Origin of the sequence: Nocardioides psychrotolerans (assembly GCF_943371775.1) — a bacterium.
Classification (GTDB): Bacteria; Actinomycetota; Actinomycetes; order Propionibacteriales; family Nocardioidaceae; genus Nocardioides; species Nocardioides psychrotolerans_A.
On record NZ_CALRWD010000015.1, the window covers coordinates 1 to 17,712 of the forward strand.

Annotated in this window: 14 protein-coding genes; 5 read left to right on the forward strand and 9 right to left on the reverse strand. The window is 65.2% G+C overall.

Annotation, left to right across the window (positions count from 1 at the left end):
- The first annotated feature begins 157 nt into the window (after positions 1 to 157).
- Positions 158 to 2,059 (forward strand): hypothetical protein, encoded by a 1,902-nt coding sequence (locus AAG827_RS06455; RefSeq protein WP_341925050.1) that lies wholly within the window; start codon positions 158 to 160, stop codon positions 2,057 to 2,059.
- An 850-nt stretch (positions 2,060 to 2,909) separates the two neighbouring features.
- Here the strand turns inward: AAG827_RS06455 and istB are convergent.
- The gene (gene istB / locus AAG827_RS06460) at positions 2,910 to 3,524 is read right to left on the reverse strand and encodes an IS21-like element helper ATPase IstB (protein ID WP_341925118.1); all 615 of its coding nucleotides are present in this window, start codon (positions 3,522 to 3,524) and stop codon (positions 2,910 to 2,912) included.
- Positions 3,525 to 3,714: 190 nt separating this feature from the next.
- Positions 3,715 to 4,950, reverse strand: coding sequence for an IS21 family transposase (gene istA / locus AAG827_RS06465; protein WP_341925119.1), 1,236 nt, complete (start codon positions 4,948 to 4,950; stop codon positions 3,715 to 3,717).
- Between the two features lie 195 nt (positions 4,951 to 5,145).
- Here istA and AAG827_RS06470 point away from each other — a divergent pair, with 195 nt between their 5' ends.
- The 3 genes from AAG827_RS06470 to AAG827_RS06480 all read left to right on the forward strand — a co-directional run bounded on the left by AAG827_RS06470 (position 5,146) and on the right by AAG827_RS06480 (position 7,635).
- Complete coding sequence (locus AAG827_RS06470; protein WP_341925051.1) at positions 5,146 to 6,093, forward strand: hypothetical protein; 948 nt, start codon at positions 5,146 to 5,148, stop codon at positions 6,091 to 6,093.
- Between the two features lie 273 nt (positions 6,094 to 6,366).
- Positions 6,367 to 7,116, forward strand: a complete 750-nt coding sequence (locus AAG827_RS06475; protein ID WP_341925052.1) for a hypothetical protein — start codon at positions 6,367 to 6,369, stop codon at positions 7,114 to 7,116.
- Between the two features lie 12 nt (positions 7,117 to 7,128).
- Positions 7,129 to 7,635, forward strand: a complete 507-nt coding sequence (locus AAG827_RS06480) for a hypothetical protein (RefSeq protein WP_341925054.1) — start codon at positions 7,129 to 7,131, stop codon at positions 7,633 to 7,635.
- Between the two features lie 293 nt (positions 7,636 to 7,928).
- Here the strand turns inward: AAG827_RS06480 and AAG827_RS06485 are convergent, their stop codons facing one another.
- The 5 genes from AAG827_RS06485 to AAG827_RS06505 all read right to left on the reverse strand — a co-directional run bounded on the left by AAG827_RS06485 (position 7,929) and on the right by AAG827_RS06505 (position 14,875).
- Positions 7,929 to 8,873 carry an ImmA/IrrE family metallo-endopeptidase gene (locus tag AAG827_RS06485; RefSeq protein ID WP_341925055.1) on the reverse strand — a complete coding sequence of 315 codons (945 nt, stop codon included), beginning with the start codon at positions 8,871 to 8,873 and terminating at the stop codon, positions 7,929 to 7,931.
- Positions 8,874 to 9,045: 172 nt separating this feature from the next.
- Positions 9,046 to 9,711 (reverse strand): hypothetical protein, encoded by a 666-nt coding sequence (locus AAG827_RS06490; RefSeq protein WP_341925057.1) that lies wholly within the window; start codon positions 9,709 to 9,711, stop codon positions 9,046 to 9,048.
- A 387-nt stretch (positions 9,712 to 10,098) separates the two neighbouring features.
- The gene (locus AAG827_RS06495; RefSeq protein WP_341925059.1) at positions 10,099 to 11,013 is read right to left on the reverse strand and encodes a tyrosine-type recombinase/integrase; all 915 of its coding nucleotides are present in this window, start codon (positions 11,011 to 11,013) and stop codon (positions 10,099 to 10,101) included.
- A gap of 408 nt (positions 11,014 to 11,421) precedes the next feature.
- A complete protein-coding gene (locus AAG827_RS06500) occupies positions 11,422 to 13,125 on the reverse strand; it encodes an ATP-dependent helicase (protein ID WP_341925061.1) in 1,704 nt (567 codons plus the stop codon).
- 1 nt (position 13,126) lies between these two features.
- Positions 13,127 to 14,875 carry an AAA family ATPase gene (locus AAG827_RS06505; RefSeq protein ID WP_341925062.1) on the reverse strand — a complete coding sequence of 583 codons (1,749 nt, stop codon included), beginning with the start codon at positions 14,873 to 14,875 and terminating at the stop codon, positions 13,127 to 13,129.
- Positions 14,876 to 15,129: 254 nt separating this feature from the next.
- On the opposite strand from AAG827_RS06505, the gene AAG827_RS06510 reads away from it, so the two are divergent.
- A complete protein-coding gene (locus AAG827_RS06510; protein WP_341925064.1) occupies positions 15,130 to 15,729 on the forward strand; it encodes a hypothetical protein in 600 nt (199 codons plus the stop codon).
- A 236-nt stretch (positions 15,730 to 15,965) separates the two neighbouring features.
- Here the strand turns inward: AAG827_RS06510 and AAG827_RS06515 are convergent, their stop codons facing one another.
- Entirely contained in the window at positions 15,966 to 16,313 is a 348-nt protein-coding gene (locus AAG827_RS06515; protein ID WP_341925066.1) for a hypothetical protein, read from the reverse strand.
- 170 nt (positions 16,314 to 16,483) lie between these two features.
- On the reverse strand, positions 16,484 to 17,677 hold the full coding sequence (locus AAG827_RS06520) for a site-specific integrase (RefSeq protein WP_341925067.1): 1,194 nt from the start codon (positions 17,675 to 17,677) through the stop codon (positions 16,484 to 16,486).
- Positions 17,678 to 17,712: the final 35 nt, after the last annotated feature.

A 17,712-nucleotide genomic window follows, 5' to 3' on the forward strand; every position in this document is an offset into this window, starting at 1 on the left:
TCGCGCCAGACCTCGTTGCAGGATCACGCCTCAACTCGACGGCCATCCGGGTTGCGCGCTCACGCAGCTCGTCGCCGTACTTCCTGGGTGCTGCCATGACTCTCATCCTCCATGGATTGAGAGCCTCCATCAGACCCGGGGCGATTCACTGAGCTGGATGAAGGTCGACAGGCAGAGCAAGCGCGACTACACCGACAGCACACGTCGGCTGGCACGCGTGCGGCTCGACGACCCCGCGTCTGTGGCAGCTGCCCAGCGGCGAACCGACCAGTTCTGGGGCGTTCTCGGAATGAGCCGGCAGAGCAACCGGATTACTGTCACCGAAAACGCTGGCGACCTCGTGCCTCTCCGCATCTTCGGCCCGTTGATGCACGTGACCCGGATCGATGGCGTTCTCGCCTTCTTCACGGACACTCCCCCGGACATCAACGGTCTTAGCGAGCCAGCTCGCGCGGCAATAGGACCGAGGCCCGGCAAGGTCTGGTCACTGAACCCCGACGGGCGCATCGCCGACATGATCGACTGGCCCGCTCACGTCCAGTGGGGCGCAGATTGCCTCGTCGAGACCGTCCGTCATCTGGCGGGTGGTCGTCCGATCGCCGCCGCGGTCATCGCTCGCAGCCAACTGGAGCGCTGGACCTACAACGTCGAGAACCATCACGAGATCGAGCCGGTTCGAGACGAGGAGAGAACGGCCGACTGGATAACTCGCGTGTGGTCGGTCTACCCGGCGATCGCGATCGACATGGGTCAGGCGTGGTCAGACCTGTCGGAGTTCCTGCACGCCAGAGGACCGCTGGTCGCAGGCCAGCAATGGGCGGTTGAGGCCGGGCGCGTCGGACGCGTTCGTTGTATACCAAGTAGCGACACCCACGCCCTGCATGAACGGATCGCTGAAATCGCGTCAGCTACCTTTCGCCAGGTCCTTGGATGTGTTGCCACCATCGCCCGCGAGCGCGGGCGTGAGGACTGGGTACCGCTTCTTCAAAGCGACTTCCTCATCAGTGAGGAGACTGACAAGTCGAGTCATCGTTGGCCCCCGCCGGTCGTGAGCTGGCCCATGGCTCCCGAGGTGGCTTTCGGTGCCTGGGCCAAGACGAACCGGTCGGCGGCGATCGGATACCGCTTCGAGGTGACGCAAGCAGCTGCGAAGGACCGCTTGGCCGCCATCCCCACGAATCGGGTCATTGCCGTGGTGGCGGAGCGGCGGGCGCGCGCCAGCGATCGTTTCGCGCTGGCGTGGCAGACCGAATACGAGATCGAAGGGGACAACTTCCAACCCGGCGCTCTCCCTGCCCGACTATTTCGGCACATCGCCATCACTGAAGCAGCTGAGGTCGTCGCCGGTTGGTCGGCTACCGAAGACGAACGGACCGCATTGCTTATGGCAGCAGGCGCGCTGCGAAGTGCGTCTTACTTCTGGCTCGAAGACACCGATCTCTCGCTTCCGTGTGTCCGCACGCTGCTCGAACAAACGTGCGTGGCGCGTGCCTGGCGCATTAAGCCTGAGCGCGCAGCCAAGCTTGCCACACAAGCGCCCACACGACAGTCTCCGGCGCGCTGGATCGAGGCCGCCGGCTGGAAGCGTGCAGCCGTGGTCGGTCGCGCACTAGGCGAGTTCTCCCATACGAGCCTACGACAGCGGACGAATGGCGCGCGCCGCTTGCTGACCGACCTGCAGCCCGAGCAGGCCGAGTCGGACCCGCATGCTCCGCTGACCGCCCGACGGTATGCGCTCGACACGACTGCGTATCTGCTCGCGCACGAAGTCATCGCTCGGCTTGAGGCGGCCGACACAGACTTGGAATCTTCATCGGGCTTGAGCGAGTCGTTTCGCGGCCAGGTGACACTGATGAACGCCGAGGAACATCAGGCGATGCTTGAAGGTCTTCTCGAGAGGTCATTGTCATTGCGTGAACACGACTTCGGGTTGCCCGACTTCGGCCAGCATGAGACCGCAGCATCCGAGTTGGATCTAGGCCAGGACGATGTCGAAGTGGACGCCGACGCCAAGACGGTGCCAGACGCTGCCGAGATCGTTGGCATGAGCGGAGACTGACAATCGGCGTTAGTGCGCCACGAATCACTATCCGACGCCACGCGAACCTGGGCAATGACTTCAGCAGTGACACTGATGGCGAGCCCAAGCTCGGGTGTCCGTCGACCAGTGAACGCTCAATCCGCCCCGCCATCAGGGTCCGGCGCTAGCACCAGATCCGTAGGTGGCGAAGAACTATCGTTCGTCCGGTGACATCTCGCACGCCACAGCGCGTCCGGAACGCGCTGGCCTCGAGACGAGCTACCCATACGCCGACCACCAAGGGCTAGAAGACCGGTAGTAAACCGGCATACGGCTACGTCGAACTGCTCGTCGGCCGGACCCCACGACTCGAGTCCGGGCGGCACAACATTGACCGAGAAGGTCAGGAGTTCACGAAGTAGTCGAGAATCCGAAGGCCGCGGGGTTTCATGTATTCGAGCCAACAGGGACCATGCCGCGCGGTTGTTACTGAGCTACCCCAGTGGCGGAGATGTTAACTGGCCAGCTGACGCTGAGCACCTCAGTCAGTGCGTCGCCGGCGAGGACGCAAATATCGCCAGCGAGTGAAGCTTGTGCTGGAATCGGCTGCCATGAGAGGAGGTAGTCGAGGCATACCGCTTCCTCCGCGGCATTGCAAAGATCCTTTAGCGCGCCAGGTGTTGGCGCATCAACGGTGGTCCGGACGAGCATTTGTCGCACTGCCGTCGGTGTTCGGGCCTCGAGCACGATGTCACAAGCCGAGGGCCGCGGTTGCTCGCCGACGGTGTTGATCCCGGCCCCGCCAGAGCACCACATAGGCGGCGGTATCAGCGCTCGTCGAAAGTTCGGCCGGTTCTGCTCTTTGAAAGTTAGGCCACTTCGGTGTTGGTCATTGTGCCGTGTTCTCGGCTCTGGCCGATGGCAGCGTGTCGATGCCGCTGTCCTTGAGCCGGTAGGAGCTGCCTTTGAGGGTGAGGACGTCGGCGTGGTGGACGATCCGATCAATCATCGCGGCGGCGACGACCTGGTCGCCGAACACGTCGCCCCAGCGGGCGAAGGGCAGATTCGATGTGAGGATCAGCGAGGCGTGTTCGTAGCGTGATGAGACGAGCTGGAAGAACAGGTTCGCGGCGTCTTGCTCGAACGGGATGTAGCCGAGTTCGTCGACCACGATGAGGCCGTAGCGGCGTAGCCGTGCGAGCTCGGGGCTCAGGCGGCCGGTGGCGTGTGCGGCCTGGAGTCGGGTGACCCATTCGGTCGCGGTTGCGAACAGGACCCGGTGCCCGGCGTGGGCTGCTTTGATCCCGAGCCCGATCGCGAGGTGGGTCTTCCCGGTTCCGGGCGGGCCGAGGAGCACGAGGTTCTGGGCGGCGTCGATGAAGGTCGCGGTGCCGAGGTGCGCGATCGTGTCGCGCTTGAGTGCGGGCTGGTGGTCGAGGTTGAGTCCTCGAGTGACTTTCGGCCCGGGAACCCTGCGGCCCGGATCCGGAGCTCGGCACCTGATCCTTCGCGGGCTGAGACCTCACGCGACAGGACCGCGGCGAGGTACTCCTCGTGGGTCCACGACGCGTCACGGGCCTGATCAGCCAGCCTGGCTGCAGCCTCACGGATCCGTGGTGCCTTCAGCGCCCGGGACAGGTACTCGATCTGCTTGGTCGTCTCTTTCGTCGCTGAGGTTGCGGGCTTCGTGGCCATCAGGCGACCTGCCCGTCAGTTTCGACGCGAGTGTCGAGGTCGACACCGAAGGCGGTGTCGTAGTCGGCCAGGTCCCGCAGCAGCTCGTCGGGCGCGACGACTGGTGGGGCCTGGATCGCTTGCCGCAGCCGCCGTGCGGTAGCGACGTGGTCGGGATCGGTGATCGTCTGGGCGGTGGCCCAACACCGCCGGTGGGTCGCGACGATCCGGCCGTCGCAGGTCACGGTGACCGTGTCCAGGTCCGCGTGGACCTCGACCATCCGTGCGATCACGACCGGGTCGACCGAGTAGTCGTTGCCGGCGACCCGGACGTAGTAGTCCCGCGGGAGCCGGACCCGGGCCCTGAAGCCGGTCGCTGGCGGTATCGGTGGCAGGGCCAGCATCGCGGCCCGGTCGATCCCGGCCAGCTCGACCGGACGGGCACCCAAACGACGCACGATGCGTCCGTTCGCGACCGGGAGCCACTGGCTGAGTTGGATGTTGAAGTCGTCCGGGTTGGTGAAGGTCCGCCCGGGCAGGAACGAGGTTTCCAGGTAGCTGTTGGCGCGTTCGACGATGCCCTTGGACTCGGGGTCGAACGGTCGCAGTTGCACGATCCGAGTGGCCAGGGTGCCGCAGAACCCGGCCACTCCTTCGGCGTAGCGGTTACGGCGCCCGATGCCTGCCTCGTTGTCCCAGATCAGCCTGTGCGGGACCGCCCCGAGCTGGCTCGACATCAGTTCCCACATCCCGGCGAGCAGGTCGCCAGTGGTCCGCGAGGGCAGCATCATCGCGGTGATGAACCGGGAGTAGGACGACACGATCACCAGCACCGGTGGGGTCCCGTCCTGCCCCGGCCCCAGCGAGATCTTGACCGGCGGGAACCACAGGTCGCACTGAGCCTGGTCCCCGGGGCGGTACTCCAGACGATCGGCCGGGTCGCGTGGTGCGTAGTCGACCCGCAGGCCCGCGACCCGTTTGCGGAACCACGACGGCGACCCGTCCCAGCCGACCCGCTCCGCGATCACGGTGGCCGGCATCGCGGGGAAGTCCTTCAACAGCTCCCGCACCCGCGGCTCGTAGGCGTCGAACCGCGACGCCACCGGCGGCCGCACGTACTGCGGTGGCCGCTGCGCGGCCACCGCCCTGGTAACGGTGTCGCGCGCGATCCCCAGATGCTTCGCGATCGCCCTGATCGACAACTGCTCCTGCGCATGCAGCCGCCGGATCTCAGCCCAGTCCTCCACTGTCATCACCCAATCCATCGTGGTCGGGTGGCCTACTTTTCGAAGAGCGCTACTGGCCTAGTTTTCGAGGAGCGTCGACAGGCGGAATGACGCGCGTCTCGGCGGGATGGCCGCGCCCAATCCGAGCCTTGTGTGGAACGCCGTCGAGTTGGTGCAGCTTGCGTTCGGGGCAGAAATGTCGGAGGGGTTCTCTAGTCTGCTCTTGTGACAGACACCGTGCTTCAGTCGCTGCGTGAGCGGGTCCTTGACGAGACCGAACCGCTCGCTGGGCTACTCCGCAAGTGCCTCATCCTCGGCGCCGATACTGGCTCGGACTCGCTGCGCAATTGGGCTCGCCTGGAGCTCAATGGCTACGGCGACGACGATGACGTGCCGTCATACCGACGCTTGCCGAATCCGACGATCACTTACGACTCGATGAGTGGGAACACCTGGATGACAAACGGCACGATGGACGCGCTCCAGCTGCCGGCGGAGGCACGGGAGCACATGCCCGGTTACCTCGCCTGCAAGCAGCCCATCGAGGAACTCGAAGAGTTGGCAAAGACGAAAGCTGTCTCCATGCGGACGGGGCACCTCTCGTTCTCCGAGATGGTGTGGAACTCGAAGCTTAGTCCTTTTCAGCAAGTCATGAACCTGCGGTACTCGATGACCGGGTCGGTCTTCACAGGCTTGGTGGGGCAAGTGCGGACCAAGCTCGTGGACATCGTTGCTGATCTCACTGCTGGCGTCCCGCTGACAGAACTGCCGCCAACCGCCCGGGTGGACGAGGTCATGCGCGAGAGGGTCGGGCACGTTGGCGACATCTACAACACCAACGTCAACTATCCGACTGGGCCAACGGCGGTCGGCCAGGAAGCTATCGCGAAGAGCGAGGGCATGACAGTCGCCGAGGTCATCGCGCTTCTTGCTGAGATACAGCGGACGCTTGCATCGGCCCCGGCGGGTACAGCCCGAGACGAGGCGGGCAGCGCCTTGGTCGAACTGCGGGAGGTGGTTGAGCAGGACAAGCCCGACAGGGGCGAGGTCGTCAGGCGCACCGGACGGCTGCGAGCGGCAATCGGCAGGCTCGGAAATGCGGGCGCCACCGCTGCGACGTCGCGTGCAGCGGAAGCGCTCACCGACATGGCGATGAACGGCCAGTTCTCTTAGACAGGGACTTCGCCGTGTCAAGCGCGCGGCCAGTAGCGGTCGCTCGGGGCGAACCGCGAAGACTTCCACTCAGCGTGGCCCGCACCGCCCCACCTATGACGACAGAGAACAGGTAAGGGGAACGCGGTGGAAAGACCGCCCTCAAGTGCTTTCGCAGCGGCAGATCCGGTAGTTGCTCTACTCAGCGCAGGACCGCGAGGGTCTCCACAGAATGGCCCGTGTGCGGGCCAGTAACTCGGATACTCCGAGCGGCGGTCTGGACATTGCACGAAAGTGTCGGCGGCGGCCGATAGACCATGTGCCGGAGGTGGGTCGATGCCGCTGTCAGGTCTGGTCGATGGGGAACCGGTGGTGAGCTGCCTGCTCACCGAGGAAGAGTGGTCGCAGCTCAGGGGCGACGTCCGGGCGAAGCGCCGTACCGTGACGATGCGCTGCGGGTGGAAGGGGCAGGCCAAGACCAGCAAGCTCGGCACCCAGTACTTCGCCCACGCCCCGGGCGGCGACGGCTGCAGTGCCGGCGAGACCGCACAGCACCTGCGTGCGAAGGCGATCATCGTCGAAGCGATCACCCGAGCCGGCTGGACCGCTCAGACCGAGGTCCCGGGAGAGGGGTGGGTCGCGGACGTGATGGCGACCCGTGGAGATGTGTACGTCGTGTTCGAGGTCCAGTGGTCCCGGCAGGACCTCGCCGTGTACCGACACCGCCAGCAGCGCTACCGCGACGCCGGCATCGACGCGATCGCATGGTTCGCCCGCCACTACGACGATCTGCCACGAGCCGACAAGGAGCTCCCGGTGTTCGGTCTGGACGTCGACGACGCAGGGGAGGCGACCGCCATGGTCGGCGTGAAGACGCTCCCGCTCGCCGAGGCGGTCGACCGACTCCTGACCCGCCGGCTGCAACACCGCGACCACCTCGCGAATGGCCAGCCAGCCGACGCGTTCGTCGTCGCAGCAGTGATCGCGTGCTACCGGTGTCACAAGGGGTTCGGTGTGTGGACCGCCCGCCAGACCACGGTCTAGGGCAACTGCGGCGTGAGGGACTTCCGCTACCGCTCCACCGGCGTCTTCGCCGAGCATCGGCCAGAAACCATCCCCTCGATCCGGGAGGCAGGCGAGCAGCTCGCCCGCGACCTGGGGGTGCAGCCAGGCAGGATCTTCCGCCGCCACACCGAGACAGCCGGCATGCACTACATGGCGTTCACCTGCCCGCACTGCAACGCCACGTGCGGGGACATGTTCGTCGAGGCGCTGTTCAAGGGCCGGCCCCGCGTCCGTTCGCGCTCCGTGAGCATTCCGCCGACAGCGCTGGCACGTCCGCACTGGTGCCCGGCTGGAGACGGCGGCCTGTGCCTCGTTCCGCCCGAATCAGTGCTGGCCGAGCTCGCCCGACTCAGCGGCCCCAAGATCGACCCGCTGCCCGGCGGAAAGCGTCTCAAGCGCAGAGGTGCCTCGGAGGCGGCCGTGACCCTCAGCCCGGTCGGGACTCACGGCGGGATTCCGGCCCACGAGGTCGTCGCGCGCACGTTCGGATGGCACTAACTCTGACCCTGGCGGTGTCGCGGCGGATAGACGCACCCCCTCGCAGGGCGTTCCGCGAGCCCCCGGTTCACATGGAACTCGGCGTGTATCAATCACACACGACTGCTCGCCTCATGGTGCCGTCGAGATAGGCCGAGAGCTTTCGCGGTGTCGTCGGAGCCCTGCGCGTTTGTCACGGAGCACAAGACCACCCTCGCGGCCCGCAGAGACAAGTCGGGACACTGAACTGCTCTTGACTTGACTACCTACGAACCGCCCCGCTAATTACCGAGGGGAAGCAGGCGCGGTTCCAGTTACGTCTGCCTCCGGGCGGCGCGGTCGCTCAGGTGCACCACGCCGGCGACTGGCTCGTCGTCGTCGAGCTCCTGTTCAGGAACCCAGTGCTGCAGAAGCTCGACCGGGGTACCTATCAGGTAAGACACTCGCGCGGCGAACTGCGGCCCGTGCGCCCGATGAAGTGACTGTCCAAGCAGCAGCGGCCGCTCGACTGCGACGGGCACGGGCTCCTGCTCCTTCTTCCAGCCGATCGACGACATCTGGATGTAGAGACTGCGTACGCGATGATCAGACACTAAGCCGAGGCGTTGGCCGCGGAGGATCAGTGCGCGGACAGATACTCCGTAGTCGGCCTTAACCCGGAGGTAGCCCTGCAGGGTAAGTGTCTCGCTAAGGTGCTGCCGCGCGATCGGCTCGGGCACGAGCAGCGCGCCTGCGAAAGCGTGTGCCCTCTTCTCCCGCTGGTCGCGGGTGCTGTTGAGCGGAGTCTTGAGGTCGCCGTCAGCGATAATGTGGAAGAGTTCGTGCGCGATCGCCCACCGGAGCGTGTCGCCTGTGTGCTTGCCGACTATGGCGATGAGCGGCCGCTCGGACTCGGCCGGCCGAGACAGCCCGGTGTGGTCGCCTGGGTCGTCGCTCCTTGCCGGGTCGAGGTCGATGATCACGCCGATGCCGAGCTTCTCGCAAAGGCGGGTCATGTTCTTGATCGGCGTGTGGGGTCTGAGTCCGGCCGACCGTCTCACGGCGGCGGCGATCGCCTCGACGTCGTGGTCGTGCGCAGCAGGGTCAGGGAGGCGGGCAGCGTGGTAGTCCGTAGTAGTAGACGTGTAGCGGAACAGCCGCAGCGCTTCGTTGTAGGTCTCAACGACCTGGGACTCGTCTCGGGCCCGCGCGCTGGCCTTCTTCCAGAATGTCACCGGCATCGCGTCGACCGGGTTTGACTGCACCCAGAGGAAGCTCATGGGTACCCGGTAGACGGTGCTGGCTCGGTGCGCGAGCTCTGTGGAGATGGGGCGCGACCCCGACTTGACTTGCGACAAGTAGGACCCGGAGACCCCCAGGTCGGCAGCCATCTGCGTCTGCGTGACGCCCCGGAGTTTTTGGAGCGCAGTCAGCCGGTCTGCCTGCGGTGCATCAGTCATCGCCGTCCACTGCCTCGTCGATCTCGGCCGCGTAGAGGTCGATGTCCTCGTCGTCGCCGACGAACTCGCGGTTGTCGAAGATCGTGCCGCCGGGCAGTACGTCGAGGGAGAAGTCGAGGGGCACCTTGCGTCCGTACCGACCCGGCGCGATCGGGCGGACCACCCGGAGCTTGAAGCCATCTTCGGCGCGCGCGCCCGCGTTGTCCCACAGCATCAACAGCCGGTGGAGCTTCGGTTCTTCGGTGACTATTGCCAGGTCCTCTAACGGCTGGTCCTGAATGCTCCAAGCCATACCGTCGCCGTTTGTCCAGGCGCGCCGACGCGCGGGGTTGCGACCGGCGGGCGGGGTACCCCCGACGTACGACTTCCGCTCCTTGAGGAAGCGCACGTCGATATCGGCGTCCTGGTTGGTCAGGCTGAGCTGGCCCATGAGGCGGCTGTCTCCGGTCAGCTCCCATCCGTCCGGAAGGCCGTTCTCCTTGAACCGCTCGCGGAGGTCGCAGCGGACCATCATTGGCAGGGCGTGGGGATACTCCTTGCGGTCGAGGCCGGCGACTCGCGCGCGGGATCGGTCGATCGCCTCGGCGAGCGAGGAGTAAGCGTGCGGGCCCAGGACCCCGATTTCGGCGGTGAGAGCGGTCCGGAGGTGATTGTCCATGCTTAAGGTCCGTTCGGTAGAGCCAAAATGCTTAATCTTTAAGCAGGAATGTAACATGCGACCGTTGGCCACGCGACCTGCTCCACCCGGCGTGTTGCTCTGCTCGAAATGCTTTGACTTGCTCAGCGGGCATCCACTGCGCCTCTGTGATCCGAGCGCGCAGATCGGCGTCGTCGTGAAACCGCTAGCGCATGGTCCGAGCGCAACCGACCTCGACTGAGAAGGCAGCCCTCCGCCTTGCGCCCAACGCTCGTCGAGCCCACGCTGCCGCGCCATCACCTAGCCGAAGCGGTCCAGATCGCCCAGCGGCCCACCGTCGCACGGCAGCCGCGCGTCATGTCCTCTTGAACGGTGCATCAATCTGGGCGGAGCTGAGGCGTTCGGTGTCTAGACGCCGGCGACGTATGCGGTCAGGAAGTGGACTCCGTGTCGGTCGAGGTTGCCGCGGGCGCGGTCGTAGTGCTCGGTCGTTCGTGGGTCGGCGTGGCGGGCCAGGATCTGGGCGTCTCGGAGCGGCACCCCTGCGTCGAGAGCGTTGGTGATGGCGGCGTGCCGCAGAGAGTGCGGACTGATGTGCCGTGGAATGCCGGCAACCTTCGCGATCCGGGCGACCATCCGGTACGCGTCGCGGCGGTCGATCGGGTTCCCCGAGACGGGTCGCAGGATGAGGGATCCGGTGCTGCGCTGGCTGCGGCAGGCTTCCAAGACGCGGAGGACGGGCACGGTGATCGGCATGGTGGCGGGCTTGTTGCCCTTACCGACCAGGTGCAGCACTCGGTGGCCTCGGAGGGTCTCGGCGTAGTCCTCGATCCGCACGGCTGCGGCTTCGGATGCTCTGAGAGCGTTGATGCCGAGCAGGTAGGCCAACGCTCCGTGGTGAACGGTGAGGGTCTGAGCGACCTGGAGGAACCGGATGAGTTCCAGCCGGTCCAGTCCCTGGGTTCGGGACTCGTCGCGGTGGACCTTCGGGAGCCTCGCGTACACGGCTGGGTCCGCAACGATGAGCCCGTCGATATGCGCGAACCGAAAGAAGCCTCGGACCGCGTGCATCATCGTGACGACGGAAGAGTCCATCAGGCCCGAGTCGCCGAGTTGGCGGATGTAGAGCTCGATGTGAGCGCGCTGAATCCCCTGCAATGGGTCAAGCCCGTGGTTCTCGCACCAGGCGAACCAGCGTCGCAGCTGGGAGGCGTACAGCCGGTGGGTGTGTCCGGAGTAGCGGGCGAGATAGGAGACCGCCGCCAGTTGTGCGGGCGACATCTCGGTCGGTTGGAAGGGTAGGAGTGCGGTCGTGCCTGACATGGAGACACCTCGCGGCGGCTTGATTTGCCCGGCCCCGCCCGCCGTCACCGCGACTCGGAGTCTGGCCTATCGACGCTAGTCCTCCCACCCGACTCTGGGCGTCCGCTGAGCGGCGGTTTGACGCATCCATTCCGGCTGCACGTTCGCCCAACCCGTTGTTGACGTCAGAAGGTCGGGAGTCGTCTCAGCGGCGACGCAGGGGCGTCAATTGGGACAGGGCAACGGCGCCGGTCCCGATTCCCTTCGAGCTCAAGGCTCGGCATGATCCGTTTTGGGTCTGTGGCTCCCGTGGCCAGATCCGGTAACGCGCCGTACCCGCTAGGCAGCGTGCATGGGACGGAGGGACCTGGGCATTCATGCCCCGTAGCGCGATGACGGAGCCGCGGCTTGGCATAGTGGGGGTGGCCGTTAACGACTACGAGGAACGTAGGCCAGGAACGGCGATGCCCGTCGAGACCAGGTACCCCCCCGGTTGGTGACGGTGCGTGGCCGCGTGAGAAGTAATAGCCGACTCGGGCGGGTCACCGCAACATAGAATGCCCGCATCTCGGCCTCCCGGTCCTCGGGACTCTTCGCTCGGAAGTGGGGGAACTGCTCATCGTTTAGCCCAATGACTGCAACAGCACGGTACTCACGGCCCTGAGCCTTATGCACAGTGTGAAGTCGCACGCCGACCTCGTCATCCTCGCCGCGCTGCCAGCGCGATACAAACAACTCGAACCGCGGCCAGTCGCGATCGCTAGCGGGCGTCTGATTGCAAAATGCGCGCCAGGCGGCGACGATCTCGTCCTGATCATGGGTCCACGCGACATCGTCGTCCCTCTGGAACTCGCCCACGAGCCGCACGAATTGGGAGGGGCTCATAGGCATCTCGACTTCACTCAAGAGAGCGTTGTCCGAGCCGGAGTCGAGGTGGCGTTCCAAGCGCCGCGTCGAGACGGCGGAGTGGGGCCTGTGCGTGGCTTGGAGCCATGCAGTCTGCGCGATGGAGGAACTCAACCAGTCGTCGGCGTGAGCGGCCACCGAGACCGCTATACCTGCCCGCCCGAAAGCTTCCTCGCATGCTCGTAGACCCCACGCCGTGCGGGCCAGCACGGCGATTTCCCGGTCTCGCAGCCTAGGGTCCTCCCCGGGGGAAAGAGCGCCAGTGGGAAGCCCGCTGGACAAGAGACGACCGACCCAAGCCACTACGGCCTCAGCTTCGGCTTGCTCGTCGGGGAGCTCTTCAACCTCGACGCTGCCAGGGGCGGCGTATCGCTGGTCGATTGATTGCGGGTCGCCGAGGGCCCGCGCAACCGCGTCGCCGATCAGGACGATTGCCGCAGCAGAGCGGAAGTTCTGTGTGAGCGCAATTGTTCGCGCCCTGAACACCTCGGCGAAGGTCTGCAGGTGCCGCGTGCTGGCTCCGGCAAAACCGACGATCGACTGTTTGTCATCACCGACGAACACCGCGTTGACGTTGTGAGCGCCAACATCGAGGATCTTGCGGAGCAGGTGGAATTGCGACGCGGTTAGGTTCTGCGCCTCGTCGACAACGATATGGCGGTAGAGGCGCCCAATTAGCGAGCCCACCCTTGGCACGTCCACGAGTTCGGACGCCATTACCAGCATCGCCTCATAGTCGAGCGCGCCAGCATCGGCAAGCGCCTCGCTCCATTCCGTCGAGTGTGGGTGTTCTCGGCGCGTGGCGCGGGCTAAGTCGAGAGATTCGAGCACCGCTTTGGTGTCCGGTAGGGCAGGCAGGCCAGCGCCCATGCGCCAAGCGTCGAAGAGGTCAACTCGGTCAGTAAGGTCGGTGACAACCACAGGGTCCGAAGGTAGCCCCAGCCACGTGCCGTACTGGAGCAACAGACCTTGGGCGAATCCGTGGATCGTGTCAGTCTGAGCGCGTCGCCCCTCATCGCCGAGTCGCGCGGCAAACCGGTCGTGCAGTTCGCGTGTGGCACGCCGCGTATATGACAAAGCCAGTACCCGGAAGCCGGACTCGGCGCGCAGCAACCGCTCGAGACGCTGAGCGACTACCTCGGTCTTGCCGCTCCCCGCGCTGGCGAGCACGCGCAGAAACTGATCGTCAGCTTCAACCGCGGCGAGCTGCTCGTCGCTAAGGGTCACCTCATGATTCTCCCGCATCCGCGCCTCCATTCTCATTCGCGTCGTCGGCCGCAGGTGCGAACGCGGCAACGAGCTGCTGAAGACCAAGCGGCCAATCGACCGGGTCGGGCCAACGTTGAACGAACGCCCGCCCCAACGCGTTGCCAAAGCTCCCCTTCAAATCAGTGAGGCGAGAGAGCGGAGTGCCGGTGCTGGAAGGGCTGAGCTCGTCGCACTGCTCGACGACCCAGGTTGAGTCATGCGTGACCAGGACGCTCTCGAGGGCACCATCGGCGGCCTCATCGCCTGCAGCCCACACCCTCGTGGCGTACGCGGGAAGGTCAGCAGCATCCTTGCGACCTGCGATGTCGCCATCGACGAAGAGGATGCATGGGATGTCGGCGGCTTCCGCGTACTTAATGATCGGAGCGGCCTTTGCCATCGACCCGGGATCAACGACGCATATCCCGCCTGCGCGCGGTCCTACGGCGGCCCGAAGGACGTGCGGCAAGAAACCACGCTCTGTGGCTCCGTCACCGATCACCAGCGCACTGGCGAACAGCACCTCGCCGAAGGGACGCTCAACCAGTCGGCGAATCTTCTCCCATTCCGACGCAGCAAGACTGAGTCTGAGCGCCCGCGGTGTGGTGAAGGCGTCATCGGTAGGCGTGAGGTCGCGAAGGACACAAGTTCCATCACGGTCGCGCACCAGCCGGATCGAGCTCGGACCGACGGTCGTAACCAGGTGCGAAGAGTGCGTACTTACGACGACCTGACCAGGAATGGACTGCAGGAGGTCGCCAACGTCAAGGCTGGCCTGCGGGTGCAGGTGGGACTCGGGCTCCTCCACCAAGGTGACCGGAAGAACTGGGAAGTCGCTCCCATCGCGGCCGAGACGGCGGTCGTACAGAACGCTCTGTACTTGGAGTGATGCAAGACTTTGCGCTCCGGAGCCATGCAGCCGCATCGGCAGCGGGCCGGTGCCGGTGTCGAGTGCGATCTCGATCAAGCGGACCAACTCTTCGAGCCTCCCGGGTAAGGCGCTGACGTCGGGTTTGCCGATCCCGACGACGGTGGCAGCGAGGTCGTCGAGTCGCTTCCGGATGGCGGCCAAAGATGAACTTCCGGCAACGATTCGTCCGCCGAGTTCGGCAAGCTCGGACTCAAGGGCCGAACGCTGGGACTCATCGACCTCTAGGTCTTCGAGGACGCGGCGCAGTGACGAGCCAGGCCGGGTGGCTTCGTCTGCCAGATTGCGGCCCGTCGGCGTCAGATCAGCCGCAACAGCACGGATGTGGGTGCGACCAAGTTCCGCAGAACCGGAGGCAGGAACCCACTGGTTGGAGACGACGTCATAGGTCAGGAATCTGCGCTCGGCGCGAGCGCCCCATCCCTCCGCCGACGGGCGGATCGTGGTGCGCCAGGCGACTCTTTCCCCCAGGGGTGCCAATTGCGGCGCCCCGAACACCTCGATGACCCGTCCGTCGAAGCTATCGCCCGTAGCGGGGGCGAGCACAAGATCAATCGAGGGATCCGACATGGGCGAGTCGGACGGCACCATAGTGAAGTCGTCGCGATCGGCTCGGACGTCGCCGCACGCGAGCGCGATTGCCCTAAGCAGACGCGATTTGCCGGAGTTGTTTCGGCCTACAAGGACAGTGAGGTCCCGATGCAGCGGCAGAACCACGTCGTTGATTCCACGAAAGGACCGCACCTGGACGACCTCAATGCGTATAAGCGCGTTCGAAGAAGCCGGGGCACCGATGGTCACTTCCTCACCCTAGGGCGGGCTCCTGGCCATGGCCGCTGTTTACACACGCGGCGATTCGTACGAGAGAGTCTCGGCGTAGTCCTCGATCCGGACCTCGGCGGGCCTCGGATGCGCGGAGGCTGTTGGTGCCGAGGTGGATGGCCAGCGCTCCGTGATGGACGGTGTTTGTACAAGTAGGGTCCCTCCCATCACTCGTGCGTACAAAGACTTCAGGAGCCTCGTTGTCTAACTCACCGGAGCCCGATCTCCTGTTCGTGACGATGAACCTCGGGGATCGCCGGCCGACACTCCCGGAGATCTCGGAAGCTCTTGACACGATCGACTCCGCTTGGGCTCTTTCGTATCAACTGACACAGGTCGAGGTTGTGCTGAGCAATCTCGATCAAGTGGCGATGGAGATTCAGCGCGCTGAGTCGCCGAAGTTGCTGGCTTCGCTTGTGCGGAATTCGGACATCGCGGACTTGCGCGATGGCCTCGGGATGTTCGAGAGCGTGCCACGACCAGATGCAACGGTCAGTCGTCAGTCTCCCTTGACGGTCGAGCTGACCGAATGGATCGCACCTGCGATCGGATCACTGGCTAGTCTCGGTGTCTGGCAAGCCTTCAAGTACCTAATCGCAAACGCAGAACACATCAGCGGACTGCCCCATCGATTGAGGCTTGGGTGGCACACTGCCCGCGCGGACTCCGACGAGGCGCGGGTTAAGGCGATGATGGCGCGACGTCGCCTCGAGCTCCAGCAACTTGAGCAGGCGCGTGCTGCCGAGATCCAATCGGTCGCGCGTGAGCTTCGTCGTCTGGGACCAATCGAAATCGATTCCAACTTTCCGGATGAGCCGTCCTTTTGGCCTTAGCGACCCGGAATCAGGCGTTTGGAGATTAGCGCCGGACCGAATCGTTGCCACGAGGGGCACGAGGCGTGCATTCGTGACGAAGAACTGCTCAGCGGCGATGCGCGCTAACGTCGAGGGCCCATGCGGTTCTCACCGCGTCATAGTGGGCGCAAGGGGCTACGTATGTGGCGACCGACTTTAATGCAGCAGCCTGAGATGATTGAGACCTCGCCTGGAGGCCTGCGCCGGTCCGGGTCTCATCGTCCGACGCGTCCGCGGCTAGGTGTGAGTTCATGCGTCGATCGCCGAGCGAGCCACCGCTGCGGAGCAGTGCCGCCGGAACTGCCCTGGTCGTTGCCGAGGCGACTACGGGCCGCATCGTCGGGACCCTGGCGGGCCGGTCCTGTCTCGCCGGTGACCGGAGATTCGGAGAGTGTGGCGGCGAGCTCGGCTGACAGCACCTGCTCGAGGATGTCGGCGACGCTGGCAGTGGAGCCGTCGCAGTGGTCGATCAATTCGGAGGCGAGGCGATCAATGGCCCGGTCACCCTGCTGGGTGAAGGTGACGATGCCGGGGTTTTGCTGCTTCGCGGGTGAAGTGTTCATGGGGTCCTTCCTTGCTGAGACGCCTGTGGTGATCCCGGACGTTGAGAGCGATCGACGATGCGACGGCCTGCGCCAGCCCGTAGCGGGCGGCGGCTGACAGGTTTGCCGCCCGCGGTGCCTCGGAGCGCGGCGCACCAGTGACGGGGGTGCGTCGTCAGTGGATCTCGCTGCTATTGCTCAGAGGCGAGAGGGTTCTCGTGTTCTTGGTCGGCCCCTTCTCCCGCGTGGCGTCCGGCTGCAAAGGCTGCATCCACAGCTATCCGGGTTCGCTCCGTGCTGCTGGGCATGAGATGGGTGTAGGTGCGCAAGGTGAAGCCGGGGTCGCTGTGGCCGAGGTACTCGGACACAGCGCGAATCGATTCGCCGGCGTCCAGGAGTACGGAGGCGTACCAGTGGCGTAGGGCGTGCATGCCATTGTCCCGCGACTGCTCGATGCCCACATGGGCTTGGCCGGGCCTCCAGAGCCGTGTGTTGAAGTAGTTGCGGTTGAGGGCAGAACGCTCGCGCGTGGTGAGGATGAGCCCTGCGCTCGACTTCTTCTCTGCCTGGGGCGTTCCACACGGGAGCGTGACGCTTCTTCGCGGGTAAGTGGCGAGGTGGCTGCTGAGCTCCGTTGCGACGCTCTCGGGCAAGGGGACGGTGCGGGTCTTGTCCCCCTTCGGTAGGCCGAAGACGAGGCGGTTGCCTCCGAATACCTTGACCTGCCGCCTGACCTCGACGACCCCGCGGAGGAAGTCAATGTCCTCGACCGCAAGCCCGAATACCTCACCTTGGCGTAGACCCAGTCCCGAACCCAACGTGACTGAGATCCTGTACTGGGGCGGGAGCGCGTCGTGCATGGAGGAGACCCATTCGGACGGCCAGGGCACCACCTTGCGGCGCGACGTGGCGGGCCTTGTCACTGAGCTGGCTTGGCACGGATTCTTGGCAATCATGTCGTCGTCGACCGCAGCCGAGAAGATGGCAGACACGTTGGAGAAGATCACGCGCCGGTAGGTCTCGGCCAACTCCATCGATCGCAGGAGCTTCTGAATCGTCGACGGCTTGATCTGTCGCAGCTCGAGGTGTCCCAGCGTCGGGAACACGTGGAGCCTGAGTCGCAACTCGGTCGCCTCATACGTCAGCGGGCTGAAGGTCCGACTGTCGAGCCACCCTTCGGCGTAGGACCGAAACGAGATCCTGCCGGCATCGACGTCGAGGTATGTCCCGCGGAGCTTGTCCGCCTCCACCGTGTTGCGGAACGCGACCGCCTCGGCCTTACGCCTGAAGGTCTTGCGGCGCTGCCGCCCCTCGGGATCTCGATAGTTCACCACGTAGCGAGGGCGCCCGTCGTGTGCTGGCTTACCGAGACTGATGCTGGCCATGGCTGTCCTTGGCAGAGTCCGAACGCGTGACCAAC